Origin of the sequence: Pseudomonas sp. CP4 (assembly GCF_047758505.1) — a bacterium.
Classification (GTDB): domain Bacteria; phylum Pseudomonadota; class Gammaproteobacteria; order Pseudomonadales; family Pseudomonadaceae; genus Aquipseudomonas; species Aquipseudomonas fluorescens_AO.
On record NZ_CP180489.1, the window covers coordinates 2,013,152 to 2,028,714 of the forward strand.

The 15,563-nt window shown below is 58.8% G+C and carries 13 protein-coding genes; 2 read left to right on the forward strand and 11 right to left on the reverse strand.

What is annotated here, in order from left to right:
• Positions 1–29: 29 nt before the first annotated feature.
• The 11 genes from lpxD to rpsB form a co-directional block, all read right to left on the reverse strand.
• A complete protein-coding gene (lpxD, locus tag ACMYUN_RS09080; protein WP_129998768.1) occupies positions 30–1,085 on the reverse strand; it encodes a UDP-3-O-(3-hydroxymyristoyl)glucosamine N-acyltransferase in 1,056 nt (351 codons plus the stop codon).
• A gap of 3 nt (positions 1,086–1,088) precedes the next feature.
• Positions 1,089–1,592: an OmpH family outer membrane protein gene (locus ACMYUN_RS09085; protein ID WP_003222140.1), complete on the reverse strand. Its 504-nt coding sequence runs from the start codon at positions 1,590–1,592 to the stop codon at positions 1,089–1,091.
• 45 nt (positions 1,593–1,637) lie between these two features.
• The gene (gene bamA / locus ACMYUN_RS09090; protein ID WP_310406740.1) at positions 1,638–4,028 is read right to left on the reverse strand and encodes an outer membrane protein assembly factor BamA; all 2,391 of its coding nucleotides are present in this window, start codon (positions 4,026–4,028) and stop codon (positions 1,638–1,640) included.
• Positions 4,029–4,102: 74 nt separating this feature from the next.
• Entirely contained in the window at positions 4,103–5,455 is a 1,353-nt protein-coding gene (rseP, locus tag ACMYUN_RS09095) for a sigma E protease regulator RseP (RefSeq protein WP_415763518.1), read from the reverse strand.
• Between the two features lie 55 nt (positions 5,456–5,510).
• On the reverse strand, positions 5,511–6,701 hold the full coding sequence (ispC, locus tag ACMYUN_RS09100; protein ID WP_039762466.1) for a 1-deoxy-D-xylulose-5-phosphate reductoisomerase: 1,191 nt from the start codon (positions 6,699–6,701) through the stop codon (positions 5,511–5,513).
• Entirely contained in the window at positions 6,698–7,504 is an 807-nt protein-coding gene (locus ACMYUN_RS09105) for a phosphatidate cytidylyltransferase (protein ID WP_039762465.1), read from the reverse strand. The genes ispC and ACMYUN_RS09105 overlap by 4 nt, the downstream gene beginning before the upstream one ends.
• A complete protein-coding gene (gene uppS, locus ACMYUN_RS09110) occupies positions 7,504–8,259 on the reverse strand; it encodes a polyprenyl diphosphate synthase (protein ID WP_039762463.1) in 756 nt (251 codons plus the stop codon). Before uppS ends, ACMYUN_RS09105 begins: the two co-directional genes overlap by 1 nt.
• A gap of 14 nt (positions 8,260–8,273) precedes the next feature.
• On the reverse strand, positions 8,274–8,831 hold the full coding sequence (frr, locus tag ACMYUN_RS09115) for a ribosome recycling factor (RefSeq protein ID WP_007954771.1): 558 nt from the start codon (positions 8,829–8,831) through the stop codon (positions 8,274–8,276).
• Positions 8,828–9,571 carry a UMP kinase gene (gene pyrH, locus ACMYUN_RS09120; RefSeq protein WP_003222124.1) on the reverse strand — a complete coding sequence of 248 codons (744 nt, stop codon included), beginning with the start codon at positions 9,569–9,571 and terminating at the stop codon, positions 8,828–8,830. Before pyrH ends, frr begins: the two co-directional genes overlap by 4 nt.
• A gap of 210 nt (positions 9,572–9,781) precedes the next feature.
• Positions 9,782–10,645 (reverse strand): translation elongation factor Ts, encoded by an 864-nt coding sequence (gene tsf, locus ACMYUN_RS09125; RefSeq protein WP_016771476.1) that lies wholly within the window; start codon positions 10,643–10,645, stop codon positions 9,782–9,784.
• A 191-nt stretch (positions 10,646–10,836) separates the two neighbouring features.
• Positions 10,837–11,574 (reverse strand): 30S ribosomal protein S2, encoded by a 738-nt coding sequence (gene rpsB / locus ACMYUN_RS09130; protein ID WP_003222119.1) that lies wholly within the window; start codon positions 11,572–11,574, stop codon positions 10,837–10,839.
• A 373-nt stretch (positions 11,575–11,947) separates the two neighbouring features.
• On the opposite strand from rpsB, the gene map reads away from it, so the two are divergent.
• Complete coding sequence (gene map / locus ACMYUN_RS09135; RefSeq protein ID WP_024011828.1) at positions 11,948–12,730, forward strand: type I methionyl aminopeptidase; 783 nt, start codon at positions 11,948–11,950, stop codon at positions 12,728–12,730.
• Positions 12,731–12,770: 40 nt separating this feature from the next.
• A complete protein-coding gene (locus ACMYUN_RS09140) occupies positions 12,771–15,473 on the forward strand; it encodes a [protein-PII] uridylyltransferase (protein WP_016771478.1) in 2,703 nt (900 codons plus the stop codon).
• Positions 15,474–15,563 lie beyond the last annotated feature (90 nt).

Sequence of the window (15,563 nt, forward strand, 5' to 3'; positions counted from 1 at the left end):
GGCTGTGCACACTTGATATGGAAATGGTATCAGCCATCAGATGAAGCATTGCCGTCAGGGGTCACTTCCCCTACGCGCTTTTCCAGCTGTTTCAACCGCCGCGCGATGTCATCGAGCTGACGGATACGGGCCGCGCTTTTGCGCCATTCGGCCGCCGGTTGCATGGCTGTGCCGGAAGAATAGGCGCCCGGCTCGGTAATCGAGTGGGTCACCATGGTCATTCCGGTGAGGAAAACGTTGTCGCAGATATCAATGTGGCCGACCAGACCGACACCGCCGGCGAGCATGCAGTGCTTGCCGATTTTGGTGCTGCCGGAAATGCCGACACACGCAGCCATGGCGGTGTGATCACCGACCTGGACGTTGTGTGCGATCTGAATCTGGTTGTCGAGCTTCACGCCGTTGCCAATCACGGTATCGGCCAGGGCGCCGCGGTCGATGGCGGTGTTTACGCCAATCTCGACATCGTCGCCAATGGTCACGCCACCGATCTGGGCGATTTTCTGCCATACGCCTTTTTCGTTGGCGAAGCCGAAGCCCTCACCGCCGATCACTGCGCCGGACTGAATAACCACACGCTTGCCGATGCGCACATCGTGATACAGCGTCACGCGCGGAGCCAGCCAGCCGCCTTCACCGATCTCGCTGCGGGCGCCGACCACGCAATGCGCGCCCAGCGTCACCTGTGCAGCAACGCGCGCGCCGGCTTCGATCACCACGAACGGGCCGATGCTTGCACTCGGATCAACCACCGCATCTGCCGCGATCACCGCTGTCGGATGAATACCCGTAGCAGCCTTCGGCTTTGGATCGAACAGGTGCGAAATACGCGCGTAGGCCAGATAAGGGTCTGGCACCACCAGTGCGTTACCGGAAAAACCTTCGGCATCAGCCTCTTTGAGCAGCAACGCTGCCGCCTGCGAACCGGCCAGGTATTTGCGGTATTGGGGATTTGCCAGAAAGCTCAACTGAGCTGGGCCAGCCTCTTGCAAAGTGGCTAGCCCAGTAATTTGCGTCTCGGGGTCGCCACGCAGGGTGGCGCCGAGGTGCTCGGCCAACTGGCCGAGCCTGATAGTCACGGTCATGGGTTACTTCAGCTGATTCATGCGCTCGATAACCTGGCGCGTGATGTCGTACTGAGGTTTGACATCGATGACTGCGCCACGCTCGAACACCAGGTCAAAACCACCCTTCTTGATGACTTCTTCCACAGCGCTGTCCAGCTTCGGCTTCAGCTGCTTGAGCATTTCACGGTCAGCCACGGCCTTGGCTTCGTTCAGTTCCTTGGACTGGAACTGGAAGTCACGGGCCTTTTGCTTGAATTCCAGCTCCAGACGCTCACGCTCGCCCTGCTGCATCTTGTCGCCACCGGCCATCAGACGGTCCTGAATGCCTTTGGCGCTGCTTTCCAGGGTTTTCAGCTTGGTCAGTTGCGGACCAAACTTCTTCTCGGCATCCACGGCGTACTTCTTCGCCGCGTCGGATTCCAGCAGCGCCATCTGATAGTTCAGCACGGCAATTTTCATGTCGGCGAACGCCGGGCCTGCCACCAGTACGGAGGCCAGGAGAACCAATTGAGTCAACTTACGCACGATGCACTCCTACAAAATCCATTGTCGTTGTCTTGGGTCAGACGCTTAGAACGTCTGGCCGAGGGAGAATTGGAACACTTGAGTTTCAGCGTCATCCGGTTTTTTGACCGGCATCGCCAGGGCGAAGCTCAACGGTCCCAGTGCGGTGACCCAGGTCACGCCCACACCTACGGAGCTGGCCATGTTGCTCAGGCTGATGTCGTTGCACTGAGTGCTGGACGTAGAACCCGCGCTAGCGTTGGTCGTCTTGTCGCACTTGGAATCGAATACGTTACCCACGTCCCAGAACACCGAGGTCCGCAGCGAACGCTGATCTTTCACGAACGGCAGCGGGAACAACACTTCAACGCCACCTTGAATCAACACGTTACCACCGAATGGCAGCGGATCCTGATCCGGGTCACGAAGAGTCCCCGTATTACCCGTTACATCTGCACCGCGGCTCGGTGTACTGCGCGGACCCAGCGTGCTGTCCTTGAAGCCACGTACGGAGTTGAAGCCACCCGCATAGTAGTTTTCATAGAACGGCAAGCCGTCGGTCGAACCGTAACCGTCGCCATAACCGAGTTCCGAGTGCAGGCGCAGGGTGTAGTTTTCAGTGATCGGCTGGAACAACTGACCACGGTAATCAAGTTTGAAGAACGACAGGTCGCTGCCAGGAAGCGTGGTTTCCAGGGTCAGGCTCTGGGAACGACCACGTGTCGGCAGTACACCTTTGTTCAGAGTCGACTCGGACCAGCCGGCCGAGGCCTTGAAGTTCAGGTAGTTGTCGCCTTCTTTTTCGACGAAATCGAAAATCTCGTCAACGGTGTAGCGACCGGTGTTGATCTTGTCCTGCTGGGCAGACAGGCCGAACGTCAGACGCGAAGTCTCGCTGATCGGGTAACCGACGTTCACGCCCGCACCGAGGCTGTCTACCGCATAGCTGGAAATATCGGCATCGAGTTCATCGTAATCGGTGGTGCGGTAGAACGCGTTGTAACCCAGGCTCACGCCATCGGCGGTCCAGTACGGGTCAACGTAACCGAAGTTGTAGCGGCTCTGGTATTCGCTGCGGGTCAGGCCGATGCTGACGCGGTTACCGGTACCGAGGAAGTTGTTCTGGGTGATCGAGCCACCGAGAATCAGACCGGCACTCTGGGCAAAACCGACGCTGGCAGTGATCGAACCGGAAGCCTGTTCTTCAACGGCGTAGTTGACGTCCACCTGGTCGTCGACACCTGGCACGGCCGGGGTTTCAACGTTGACTTCCTTGAAGAAGCCCAGACGCTCCAAACGGGTCTTGGACTGGTCGATCAGGTAGGTCGAAGCCCAGCCGCCTTCCATCTGACGCATCTCACGACGCAGCACTTCGTCCTCGGACTTGGTGTTGCCACGGAAGTTGATGCGGTTGACGTAGGCGCGCTTGCCCGGATCGACAGCGAAGAGGACGTCCACGGTGTGATCGTCATCATGCGGCTGTGGCACGCCGTTGACGTTGGCGAAGGTGTAGCCCTCGTTACCCAGGCGACGGGTGATCAGCTCGGAAGTGGTGGTCATCAGCTTGCGCGAGAACACCTGGCCCTTCTGCACGAGCAACAGCGACTTTACCTGGTCTTCAGGGACTTTCAGGTCGCCGCTGAGCTTGACGTCACGAACGGTGTACTTCTCACCCTCGGTAACGTTCACGGTGATGTAGACGTGCTTCTTGTCCGGGGTAATCGACACCTGGGTCGAAGCGATGTCCATGTTGATATAGCCGCGGTCCAGATAGTAGGAACGCAGACGCTCCAGGTCACCGGAGAGTTTTTCGCGGGCATATTTGTCATCGTTCTTGAAGAACGACAGCCAGTTGGTGGTTTTCAGTTCGAACAGGTCGGTCAGGTCTTCCTCAGGAAAAACCGTGTTGCCTACCACGTTGATGTGCTGGATGGCGGCAACCGTACCTTCGTTGATCTTCACCTTCAGACCCACGCGGTTACGCGGCTGCGAGACCACTTCGGTATCGACGGTAGCCGAATAGCGACCCTGGGCGACGTACTGACGTTGCAGTTCGTTACGCACACCCTCGAGGGTGGCGCGCTGGAAGATCTCGCCTTCGGCCAGACCGGATTGCTTGAGGCCCTTCATCAGGTCTTCAGTAGAGATGGCTTTGTTGCCTTCGATCTCGATACTGGCGACCGATGGACGCTCGACCACGGTGATGACCAGAACGTTGCCTTCGCGGCCCAGCTGGATATCTTGAAAGAAACCGGTTTTGAACAACGCACGAGTGGATTCCACCAGGCGACGATCATCCGCCTGCTCGCCGACGTTCAACGGCAAGGCACCAAAGACGCTACCCGCGGAGACCCGCTGGAGGCCATTGACGCGAATATCAGAGATAGTGAAGGACTCGGCGTGAACTTCGGCGATCATCAATACGGTGAGAACCGCAGTTAGCAGCAGACGTTTCATGAAGTCCTTTCTTATTCCAACTGGCAATAAACAAACTGCCGCAAAATGCGGCAGATTCGCAATTCAGCGAAGCGTTACAGTCGACCCAGATCGTTGACCAGAGCAAGCAACATCACCCCGACCACCAAACTGATACCGATCTGTATCCCCCAACCTTGCACCCGATCCGACAAGGGGCGACCACGCACCCACTCGATCAGATAAAACAACAAATGCCCCCCATCCAGTACAGGAATGGGCAGCAAATTCAGAACGCCCAGGCTAATACTCAGATAAGCAAGGAAATTCAGGAAATCAGCGACGCCCGACTGGGCAGAAGCGCCCGCCACTTTAGCAATGGTTATCGGTCCACTCAAGTTTTTTACCGAGAGCTCGCCGAACAGCATTTTCTTCAGCGAATCCAGCGTCAGAATGCTCATGGTCCAAGTGCGCCGGGCGCCCTCGCCAATCGCGGCCAGCGGCCCATAACTGACCTCGCGGATCATTTCCGGCGGCCAGTCGATGGCTTTGACGCCAGCCCCCAGATAACCGCTTGGCGATTTGCTTTCGCCGCGCGCGGCCAGGGTCACAGGGACGTCGATTTGAGCACTGTCGCGCGCGACGCGCAGCATGATTTTGGTATCAGGACGCGTACGAACGGTATCGACCACTTGCTGCCAGTCATCCAGCGGCTGGCCATCAAGCGCCAGCAAGCGATCGCCGGTTTTCAGCCCCGCCGCCTGGGCCGGGCCTTTCGGATCGAGCTCGGCAAGCACCGGTGGCAAGGCCGGACGCCAGGGACGGATACCCAGCGAGCGGATCGGATCCGGCTCGTCGGCACCTTTGAGCCAGTTGTCCAGTGCCAGCGTGCGCGGTGACTCGGCGGTCGAACCTTGCTCGCGCACCAGCAATTGAATGGCGCCGCTCTCACCGAGACGACGCACCAGCTGCAGATTGACCGCAGCCCAGCCCGACGTTGGCTCGCCATCGATCGAGACGATCTCCTGACCGGCGTTCAGACCAGCCTTGGCGGCAATGCTGCCTGATTCGACCGCGCCGATGACCGGGCGTACCTGCTCGCTGCCGAGCATCGCCAAGACCCAGAAGAACACTAACGCCAGAAGGAAGTTGGCAATCGGGCCGGCGGCGACAATGGCGATGCGCTGACGTACTGATTTGCGATTGAACGACTGATCGAGTTGATCAACCGGCACTTCGCCTTCGCGCTCGTCGAGCATTTTGACGTAGCCGCCCAGCGGAATCGCGGCGACCACGAACTCGGTGCCTTGCTTGTCGTGCCAGCGCAGCAGTGGCATGCCGAAGCCCACGGAGAACCGCAGAACCTTCACGCCACAGCGGCGCGCGACCCAGAAGTGGCCGAATTCGTGAAAGGTGACCAGCACACCCAGGGCGATCAGGGTGCCGGCAATCATATAGAGCGCGCTCATCTACTTTCTCCGCAATCCTGTTCAGTGTCGCGTGTCGCCGTTGCGTTACAAGAAACTATCGGCCGTGCCGACTCAACCAATGCTCGGCCAGCACTCGCGCTTTCGCGTCCGCCGTAAACACGGCATCGAGGTCGTTCAGCGCTACCACCGGCTCCAGGTTCAAGACCTCCTCGATGATACTCGCGATTTCCAGGTAGCGAACCCGTCCGTCGAGAAACGCCGCCACGGCCACTTCATTGGCCGCGTTGAGCATCGCCGGCGCGCTATCACCGGCTTCGGCCGCCTGACGAGCCAAACGAAGGCAGGGGAAGCGGCTTTCATCGGGTGCCTCGAAATCCAGTCGCGCAATGGCAAACAGATCCAATGGCGGTACGCCGGAATCGATACGCTCCGGCCAGGCCAATGCGTTGGCAATCGGTGTGCGCATATCCGGATTACCCAACTGCGCCAGGACCGAGCCATCGACGTAATCGACCAGAGAGTGAATCACGCTTTGCGGATGAATCACCACTTCGACCTGAGCCGGTTTGGCATCGAACAACCAGCAGGCTTCGATCAACTCAAGGCCCTTGTTCATCATGCTTGCCGAATCCACGGAGATCTTGCGCCCCATGGACCAGTTCGGATGCGCGCAAGCCTGTTCAGGCGAAACATCTGCCAGTTCGACCATCGGCGTCTGCCGGAAAGGACCGCCAGAGGCTGTGAGCAATATCCGCCGCACACCCACCGAGCTCAAGCCGCGCGCAAAATCCGCTGGCATGCACTGAAAAATCGCATTGTGTTCGCTGTCGATCGGCAGCAGCACCGAGCCGCTTTTGCGCACGGCCTGCATGAACAGAGCACCGGACATCACCAGCGCTTCCTTGTTGGCCAGCAGGATCTTCTTGCCCGCCTCGACCGCAGCCAGTGTCGGACGCAAACCCGCCGCACCGACAATGGCCGCCATGACCGCGTCGACTTCAGGCGCGGAGGCAACCTGACACAGACCCTCCTCGCCTACGAGAACGCGAGTCGGCAAACCGGCTGCACGTAGGTCATCCTGCAAACCGCGCGCGGCGGTCACTTCAGGCACCACGGCAAATTGCGGCACATGGCGCACGCACAACGCGAACAACTCACTGAGGCGCGAGAAACCACTCAATGCAAAAACCTGATAACGCTCAGGATGACGGGCAATCACATCCAGAGTGCTCAGACCGATCGAACCGGTCGCACCCAACACGGTAATCTGCTGGGGACGACTCACGGTGCGGCCATCCAGAGCAATACGGCGAACACCGGAATGGCTGCGGTCAGGCTGTCGATGCGGTCCAGCACGCCACCATGGCCGGGCAGCAGATTACTGCTGTCCTTGATGCCGGACTGGCGCTTGAACATGCTTTCGGTAAGGTCACCGACCACGGAAATAAAGACGATCACTGCAGCGCCGATCAGGCCTTTGAGCAGCTCGGCCACGGTCCAGTCGCGTACCAGCCCGACGATCGCGGTAATCACCAGACTCAGCGCCAGACCACCGTAAACGCCTTCCCAGCTCTTGCCCGGACTGACGTGCGGCGCCAGCTTGCGCTTGCCGAACTTGCGCCCGGAGAAATAAGCACCGATGTCCGCGCCCCAGACCAGCACCATCACCGCCATGATCAACCAGTTACCCAGCGGGTACTGTTTGATCTGCACCAGCCCCTGCCACGCAGGCAGCAGGATCAGCAGGCCAATCAGCAGCTTGGTCGCCGCAGTGGACCAGTGCGCACTCGAGCGTGGATAGGTCAGCACCAGATAAGTTGCAATCGCCCACCAGATCACCGATGCACCGAGCACCCAAGGCGCAAGGCCTGGCAGCACATACATGACGAACAGCATCAATGCGACCACAGCCGCAAAGCCGACGCGGAACGATTGCGCGGTGAAGCCGGCCAGACGCGCCCATTCCCAGGCACCGAGGCTCACCACCAGGCCAATGAACAGCGCGAAGCCGGCACCTTTGAGCAGGAAAAACCCGCACAGGGCAATCGGCAGCAGGATCAGTGCAGTGATGATTCGTTGTTTAAGCATTAAACCCGGGCTCCAGCTTCGACCTGTTCGCTCGTTTTACCGAAGCGACGCTGGCGCGAAGCGAAATCGGCCAGCGCGGTGCGCATGGCTTCGTGTTTGAAGTCCGGCCAGAACAGGTCGGAGAAGTACAGCTCGGCGTAGGCCAGCTGCCACAGCAGGAAGTTGCTGATGCGATGCTCGCCACCGGTGCGGATGCACAGGTCAGGCAACGGCAGGTCGCCGGTGGCCAGACAGGTCTGCAGCAGATCCGGGGTGATGTCCTCCGGGCGCAAGTGCCCGGCCTGGACTTCACGCGCCAGACGCTGCGCGGCCTGCGCGATATCCCACTGACCGCCATAGTTGGCGGCGATCTGCAGGACAAAGCGGTTGGCACCGACGGTCATGGCCTCGGCCTCGCGCATCGCCGCCTGAAGCTCAGGGTGGAAGCGCGAGCGATCGCCAATGATGCGCAGGCTGATGTTGTTGTCGTTGAGGCGCTTGGCCTCACGACGCAAGGCCTTGAAAAACAGATCCATCAAGGCGCTGACTTCATCGGCCGGGCGCTGCCAGTTTTCACTGGAAAAAGCGAACAGGGTCAGGACTTCGACCTTGGCCTCAGCGCACACCTCGATCACCGCCCGCACAGCATCCACGCCCGCTTTATGCCCGGCGACACCCGGCATAAAGCGTTTTTTCGCCCAGCGATTATTGCCATCCATGATGATCGCGACATGGCGCGGCACCGCGGACGGCGCAGTCTGCTTGGTCTTGTCCATTTAAAGCTCGACCCTTATACGGCCATCAGGTCTTTTTCTTTCTCGTCCGTGGCCTTGGTGATCTGGGCCTCGGATTCTTTGGTCAGCTTGTCGATATCAGCGATGGCACGACGTTCTTCGTCTTCACTGATTTCCTTGTCCTTGACCAGTTTCTTCAGCTCGCCCAAGGCATCACGACGGATGTTGCGCACAGCAACGCGCGCGTCTTCCGCTGCGCTACGGGCCTGCTTGGTGAAACCTTTGCGCGTTTCCTCGGTGAGGGCCGGCATCGGGATCAGCAGCAACTCGCCCAGGTTGGTCGGGTTGAGGTTCAGCCCGGCGCTCTGGATCGCCTTGTCGACGGCAGCGAGCATGTTGCGCTCGAAGGCCACGACCTGCAGGGTGCGCGAATCTTTCACGGTGACGTTGGCAACGCCGCTCAGCGGAGTGTCAGTACCGTAGTAAGGCACCATGACGCTGCCGAGGATGCTCGGGTGAGCCTTGCCGGTACGAATCTGGCCGAACGCGTGGTTCAGAGATTCCAGGGATTTCTGCATACGCGCTTGGGCGTCTTTCTTGATTTCGTTGATCATTGTTGGCCTTCCTCGATCAAAGTCCCTTCAGCGCCGCCGTGCACAATGTTCAGCAGGGCGCCGGGCTTGTTCATGTTGAATACGCGCAGCGGCATCTTGTGATCGCGGCACAGGCAGATAGCAGTCAGATCCATTACGCCCAGCTTGCGATCCAGTACTTCATCATAAGTCAGATGATCGAACTTCTCGGCATGCGGGTCTTTGAACGGGTCTGCGGTGTAGACGCCATCAACCTTGGTGGCCTTGAGCACAACGTCGGCGTCGATTTCGATTGCACGCAGGCAGGCTGCCGAATCCGTGGTGAAGAACGGATTACCGGTACCGGCCGCGAAGATCACGACGTCTTTGGAGTTCAGGTGGCGCATGGCTTTGCGGCGATCGTAGTGATCGGTCACACCGACCATGGAAATGGCCGACATGACGATGGCCGAGATATTGGCACGTTCCAGCGCATCGCGCATGGCCAGAGCGTTCATCACAGTGGCCAGCATGCCCATGTGGTCGCCTGTTACCCGATCCATACCGGCTTTGCTCAGGGCTTCACCGCGAAACAGGTTGCCACCGCCGATCACCAGACCGACCTGAACGCCGATGCCGACCAGTTGGCCGACTTCCAGTGCCATGCGATCCAGCACCTTCGGATCGATCCCGAACTCTTCCGAGCCCATCAGGGCCTCGCCGCTAAGCTTGAGTAGAATGCGTTTATAGCGAGCCTGATAACCACTGCCCTGCTGAGCCATTGCGAATCTCTCCTGCGGCGTATTTAAAAATTCTTTGCGAGCTGTTTACAGCTGGCGTTCACTCTAGCTTGGCGCTGCTGCAGCGCCATCGGAACATGGCTTTGTAAGTCAGTTCCGGGTGGAAACCAAATAAAAAATTGGTACCCCATCTGAAAAGAGGCTGCGCGCGTTAGCGGGCAGCCTCTTTCGGGCGACAGTTGAAAAACCGTCTTATTGCTTGGCGGCAGCCAGCTGGGCAGCAACTTCTTCAGCGAAGTTGTCGACCGGCTTCTCGATGCCTTCGCCTACTTTGAAGTAAGTGAAGGAAACGATTTCTGCGCCGGCTTTCTTGGCCAGCTCGCCAACCTTGACTTCAGGGTTCTTGACGAACGCCTGCTCGACCAGGCTCGCTTCTGCCAGGAACTTGCTGATACGGCCTTTGACCATGTTCTCAACAATGTTTTCTGGCTTGCCTTTGATCTTTTCTTCGTTCAGCTGCAGGAACACAGCCTTCTCGCGCTCGATCGCTTCGTCGGAGACTTGCGAAGGCAGCAGGAACTCAGGGTTGCTTGCAGCAACGTGCATAGCGATGTCTTTGGCCAGCTCGACGTCACCGCCTTTCAGGACAACAGCAACACCGATCTTGTTACCGTGCAGGTAAGTGCCGACAACATCACCCTCTACGCGTACCAGACGACGGATGTTGACGTTCTCGCCGACTTTGGCAACCAGAGCTTCACGAGCCGATTCCTGAGCGGCGATCAGCGGAGCTGCGTCGGTCAGTTTTTCGTCGAAAGCTTTTTCTACGCTGGCAGCAACGAAGTTCTTGAAGTCGTCTTGCAGAGCCAGGAAGTCGGTCTGCGAGTTGACTTCCAGCAGCACGGCTGCCTTGTCATTCGATTTGATGGCGATTGCGCCTTCAGCGGCAACGTTGCCAGCTTTTTTCGCAGCCTTGATGGCGCCCGAAGCACGCATGTCATCAATGGCTTTTTCGATGTCGCCGTCAGCCTTTTCCAGGGCTTTCTTGCAATCCATCATGCCTTCGCCGGTACGCTCGCGCAGTTCTTTGACCAACGCTGCAGTAATTGCTGCCATTTTCAAATTCCTCTTGGATAGGTTTTCAACCATTCCACCCGATCGAACGGGCGTTCAATTCTTCCCGAACCACCCATGTTGGCTGCCACACATGACAAATACAGACGTGGGCGCCGACAAATGGTTTTCGAGGTGGCAAAAAGGGGGCCAAGCCCCCTTTTTGCTTACTGAGTCAACGCCAGGGGCGTCGATTACTCAGCTGCAGCCTGAGTTTCTTCAGCTGCGAATTCAACAGTACCGCCAGCAACGTTGTTGCGACCGCGGATAACTGCGTCAGCCATCGAACCCATGTACAGCTGGATAGCGCGGATGGCGTCATCGTTACCTGGGATGATGTAGTCAACGCCTTCCGGGCTGCTGTTGGTATCGACAACGCCGATGACCGGGATGCCCAGCTTGTTGGCTTCGGTGATCGCGATGCGCTCGTGATCAACGTCGATCACGAACAGTGCGTCAGGCAGACCGCCCATGTCCTTGATGCCGCCCAGCGAACGATCCAGCTTCTCAAGATCACGGGAGCGCATCAGCGCTTCTTTCTTGGTCAGCTTGGCGAAAGTACCGTCTTCGGCTTGAACTTCAAGGTCACGCAGACGCTTGATGGAAGCACGAATGGTCTTGAAGTTGGTCAGCATGCCGCCCAACCAGCGGTGATCGACGTACGGCGAACCGCAACGTGCTGCTTCTTCAGCAACGATCTTGCCAGCGGAACGCTTGGTGCCGACGAACAGAATCTTGTTTTTGCCCTGGGCCAGACGTTCTACGAAAGTCAGAGCTTCGTTGAACATTGGCAGGGTTTTTTCAAGGTTGATGATGTGAATCTTGTTACGCGCGCCGAAAATGTACTTGCCCATTTTCGGATTCCAGTAACGGGTTTGGTGACCGAAGTGCACACCGGCCTTCAGCATATCGCGCATGTTGACTTGGGACATGATAGTTCCTTGATAAGTCGGGTTTGGCCTCCACGTATCCCAATGACCAACCAGAGGCATAAAGCCCAAGGCACCCAGGTCATCGTGTCGACACGTGTGTGGATTTAAGCTTTTCGGGGCATCCCCGGAAAGCGGCGCATTTTATACCACAGGGTGCGCAGAAACGGAACCCGGAATCTGTATTCGCACCAGGGACATGGGCGCAGCCCCCTTGGAATCGGCTCGATGCGCACCATTGTATAGATAGAAGCCGGACATGCAGGCGCGGATTTGCGCCTCCCGTCTGGTAGAATCGCGTTTTTCAGGGTCGCAAAATGTACGCTTGCCACCCAATTCGTATCCGTAAGCGCCGCCGAGCGCAGAGAGAGCCTGTATGACCGTCAACCTCAAAACACCCGAGGACATCGCTGGCATGCGTGTCGCCGGTAAACTGGCCGCCGATGTGCTGGAAATGATTGCCGAACATGTCAAACCGGGCGTGACCACTGATCAGCTCAACCAGATCTGCCATGACTACATCGTCAATGTGCAGCAGGCCATCCCTGCCCCGCTCAACTACAAAGGCTATCCGAAGTCGATCTGCACCTCGATCAACCATGTGGTCTGCCACGGCATCCCGAATGACAAGCCGCTGAAAAACGGCGACACGCTGAACATCGACGTCACGGTGATCAAGGACGGCTACCACGGCGACACCAGCCGCATGTTCCACGTCGGCGAAGTGCCGGTCTGGGCCGAGCGCCTGTCGCAAGTCACCCAGGAATGCATGTACAAGGCGATCGAGATCGTCAAACCCGGCTGCCGCCTTGGCGATATCGGTGAAGTGATCCAGAAGCACGCGGAAAAGAACGGCTTCTCGGTGGTGCGCGAGTTCTGCGGCCACGGCATCGGCAAGGTCTTCCACGAAGAACCGCAGATCCTGCACTACGGCCGCGCCGGCACTGGCATGGAACTGAAGGCTGGCATGACCTTCACCATCGAGCCGATGATCAACCAGGGCAAGGCTGACACCAAGGTACTCGGCGACGGCTGGACCGCAATCACCAAGGACCGCAAGCTTTCGGCCCAGTGGGAACACACGCTGCTGGTGACCGACACCGGCTACGAGATCTTCACCTTGCGCAGCGATGACACCATCCCGCGCATCTCGGCCTGAGACCCAGTACGTTCCCAGCCTACAGAAGGAAAGCCAATCGATGCCGCAGGTGGATCCCGAACTCTTCGACCGCGGCCAGTTCCAGGCTGAACTGGCCCTCAAAGCTAGCCCCATCGCGGCGTTCAAGAAGGCGATCCGCCAGGCCCGCGAGGTCCTCGACACGCGTTTTCGCAATGGCCGCGATATCCGCCGCCTCATCGAAGACCGCGCCTGGTTCGTCGACAACATCCTGCAAAAGGCCTGGGAACAATTCAACTGGAGCGAAGACGCCGACATCGCTCTCGTGGCGGTGGGCGGCTACGGTCGCGGCGAGCTGCACCCTTACTCCGACATTGATCTGCTGATCCTGCTCGACAGCGCTGACCATGAAGTTTTCCGCGATTCCATCGAGCGCTTTCTGACCCTGCTGTGGGACATCGGCCTGGAAGTCGGCCAGAGCGTGCGCTCGGTCGACGAATGCGCAGAAGAAGCCCGCGCCGACCTGACCGTGGTCACCAACCTGATGGAAAGCCGCACCATCTGCGGCCCCGAGCGTCTGCGTCAGCGCATGCTCGATGTCACCAGCACCGCGCACATGTGGCCGGCCAAGGAGTTCTTCCTCGCCAAGCGTGCCGAACAGAAAGCACGTCACCACAAATACAACGACACCGAATACAACCTTGAACCGAACGTCAAAGGCTCGCCCGGCGGCCTGCGCGATATTCAGACCATTCTGTGGGTCGCCCGCCGTCAGTACGGCACCCTGAACCTGCGCGCCCTCGCCGGCGAAGGGTTCCTGGTCGAAAGCGAAAACGCCCTGCTCGCCTCGTCGCAGGAATTCCTGTGGAAAGTGCGTTATGCCTTGCACATGCTCGCCGGTCGTTCCGAAGACCGCTTGCTGTTCGATCACCAGCGCACCATTGCCGGCCTGCTCGGTTTTGAAGGTGACGACGCCAAACAGGCGGTCGAAAACTTCATGCAGCAATACTTTCGTACGGTGATGAGCATCGCCCAGTTGAGCGACCTGATCATCCAGCACTTCGAGGAAGTCATCCTCGCCCCGGAAGACGAAGCGCCGCCACAACCGATCAATTCGCGCTTCCAGCTGCATGACGGCTACATCGAAGCGCGCAATGACAACGTGTTCAGGCGCACGCCGTTCGCCATGCTGGAAATTTTCGTGCTGATGGCCCAGCAGCCGGAAATAAAAGGGGTGCGCGCCGACACCATTCGTCTGCTGCGCGAACATCGGCACCTGATCGACGACAACTTCCGCAACGATATCCGCAACACCAGCCTGTTCATCGAATTGTTCAAGTGCAAGATCGGCATCCACCGCAATCTGCGGCGGATGAACCGTTACGGCATTCTCGGGCGCTATCTGCCGGAGTTCGGTTTTATCGTCGGGCAGATGCAGCACGACCTGTTCCACATCTATACGGTCGATGCGCACACGCTGAACCTGATCAAGCACCTGCGCAAACTGCAGTACACCCAGGTCTCGGAGAAATTTCCGCTGGCCGCCAAGCTCATGGCCAAACTGCCCAAGCCTGAACTGATCTACATGGCCGGCCTGTACCACGACATCGGCAAGGGCCGGCACGGCGATCACTCGGAGATCGGCGCAGTCGATGCCGAAGCGTTCTGCCAGCGTCACCAGTTGCCGGTGTGGGACAGCCGCCTGATCGTCTGGCTGGTGCAGAACCACCTGGTGATGTCCACCACTGCGCAGCGCAAGGATCTGTCCGACCCACAGGTGATCCACGATTTCGCCCAGGCGGTCGGCGATGAAACCCGCCTCGACTACCTCTACGTGCTGACCGTGGCCGACATCAATGCGACTAACCCGACGCTGTGGAATTCATGGCGCGCCAGCCTGTTGCGCCAGCTCTACACCGAGACCAAACGGGCCCTGCGCCGTGGTCTGGAAAATCCGGTGGACCGCGAAGAACAGATCCGTCAGACGCAAAGCGCGGCGCTGGACATCCTCGTGCGCGGCGGTACCGACCCGGACGATGTCGAGCAGCTGTGGGCGCAATTGGGCGATGACTATTTTCTGCGTCATACCGCCGGCGATGTAGCCTGGCACAGCGATGCGATCCTGCAGCAACCGGTCGATGGCGGGCCGCTGGTGCTGATCAAGGAAACCACCCAGCGCGAGTTCGAGGGCGGCACGCAGATCTTCATTTATGCACCGGACCAGCACGACTTCTTCGCCGTGACCGTGGCGGCGATGGACCAGCTCAACCTGAACATTCACGACGCCCGGGTCATTACCTCGAGCAGCCAGTTCACCCTCGACACCTACATCGTGCTCGACAACGAAGGCGAATCGATCGGCGACAACCCGGCGCGGATCAAGCAGATCCGCGAAGGTCTGACCGAAGCTCTGCGCAACCCGGACGATTACCCGACGATCATCCAGCGCCGCGTGCCGCGCCAGCTCAAGCATTTTGCCTTTGCGCCGCAGGTCACCATTCACAACGATGCCCAGCGTCCGGTAACCGTGCTGGAACTCACGGCCCCCGACCGGCCGGGCCTGCTGGCGCGGGTCGGGGGGATTTTCCTCGAGTTCGACCTGTCGCTGCAGAACGCCAAGATTGCGACCCTGGGCGAACGCGTGGAAGACGTGTTCTTCATCACCGACGCGCACAACCAGCCGCTGTCCGATCCGCTGCTGTGCAGCCGTTTGCAGGATGCGATCGTCGAGCAACTGAGCGTCAATCAGGAACCGGATATCAAACTTTCGCGGATCAGTATCTGAATCACCCGTTTATCCCTGTGAATGCAGCCCATGCTTTCCTCCGGTACATACAATCCCCTGTGGCAGAAAGCTCTTGAGCATTTAAAAGAG

Excerpts from the sequence above, each read along its gene's own strand:
- rpsB (WP_003222119.1), bottom strand. The coding sequence starts at position 11,574 with ATGTCCCAAGTCAACATGCGCGATATGCTGAAGGCCGGTGTGCACTTC.
- pyrH (WP_003222124.1), bottom strand. The coding sequence starts at position 9,571 with ATGGCTCAGCAGGGCAGTGGTTATCAGGCTCGCTATAAACGCATTCTA.
- ACMYUN_RS09140 (WP_016771478.1), top strand. The coding sequence starts at position 12,771 with ATGCCGCAGGTGGATCCCGAACTCTTCGACCGCGGCCAGTTCCAGGCT.
- rseP (WP_415763518.1), bottom strand. The coding sequence starts at position 5,455 with ATGAGCGCGCTCTATATGATTGCCGGCACCCTGATCGCCCTGGGTGTG.
- map (WP_024011828.1), top strand. The coding sequence starts at position 11,948 with ATGACCGTCAACCTCAAAACACCCGAGGACATCGCTGGCATGCGTGTC.
- lpxD (WP_129998768.1), bottom strand. The coding sequence starts at position 1,085 with ATGACCGTGACTATCAGGCTCGGCCAGTTGGCCGAGCACCTCGGCGCC.
- frr (WP_007954771.1), bottom strand. The coding sequence starts at position 8,831 with ATGATCAACGAAATCAAGAAAGACGCCCAAGCGCGTATGCAGAAATCC.
- uppS (WP_039762463.1), bottom strand. The coding sequence starts at position 8,259 with ATGGACAAGACCAAGCAGACTGCGCCGTCCGCGGTGCCGCGCCATGTC.
- tsf (WP_016771476.1), bottom strand. The coding sequence starts at position 10,645 with ATGGCAGCAATTACTGCAGCGTTGGTCAAAGAACTGCGCGAGCGTACC.
- bamA (WP_310406740.1), bottom strand. The coding sequence starts at position 4,028 with ATGAAACGTCTGCTGCTAACTGCGGTTCTCACCGTATTGATGATCGCC.
- ACMYUN_RS09105 (WP_039762465.1), bottom strand. The coding sequence starts at position 7,504 with ATGCTTAAACAACGAATCATCACTGCACTGATCCTGCTGCCGATTGCC.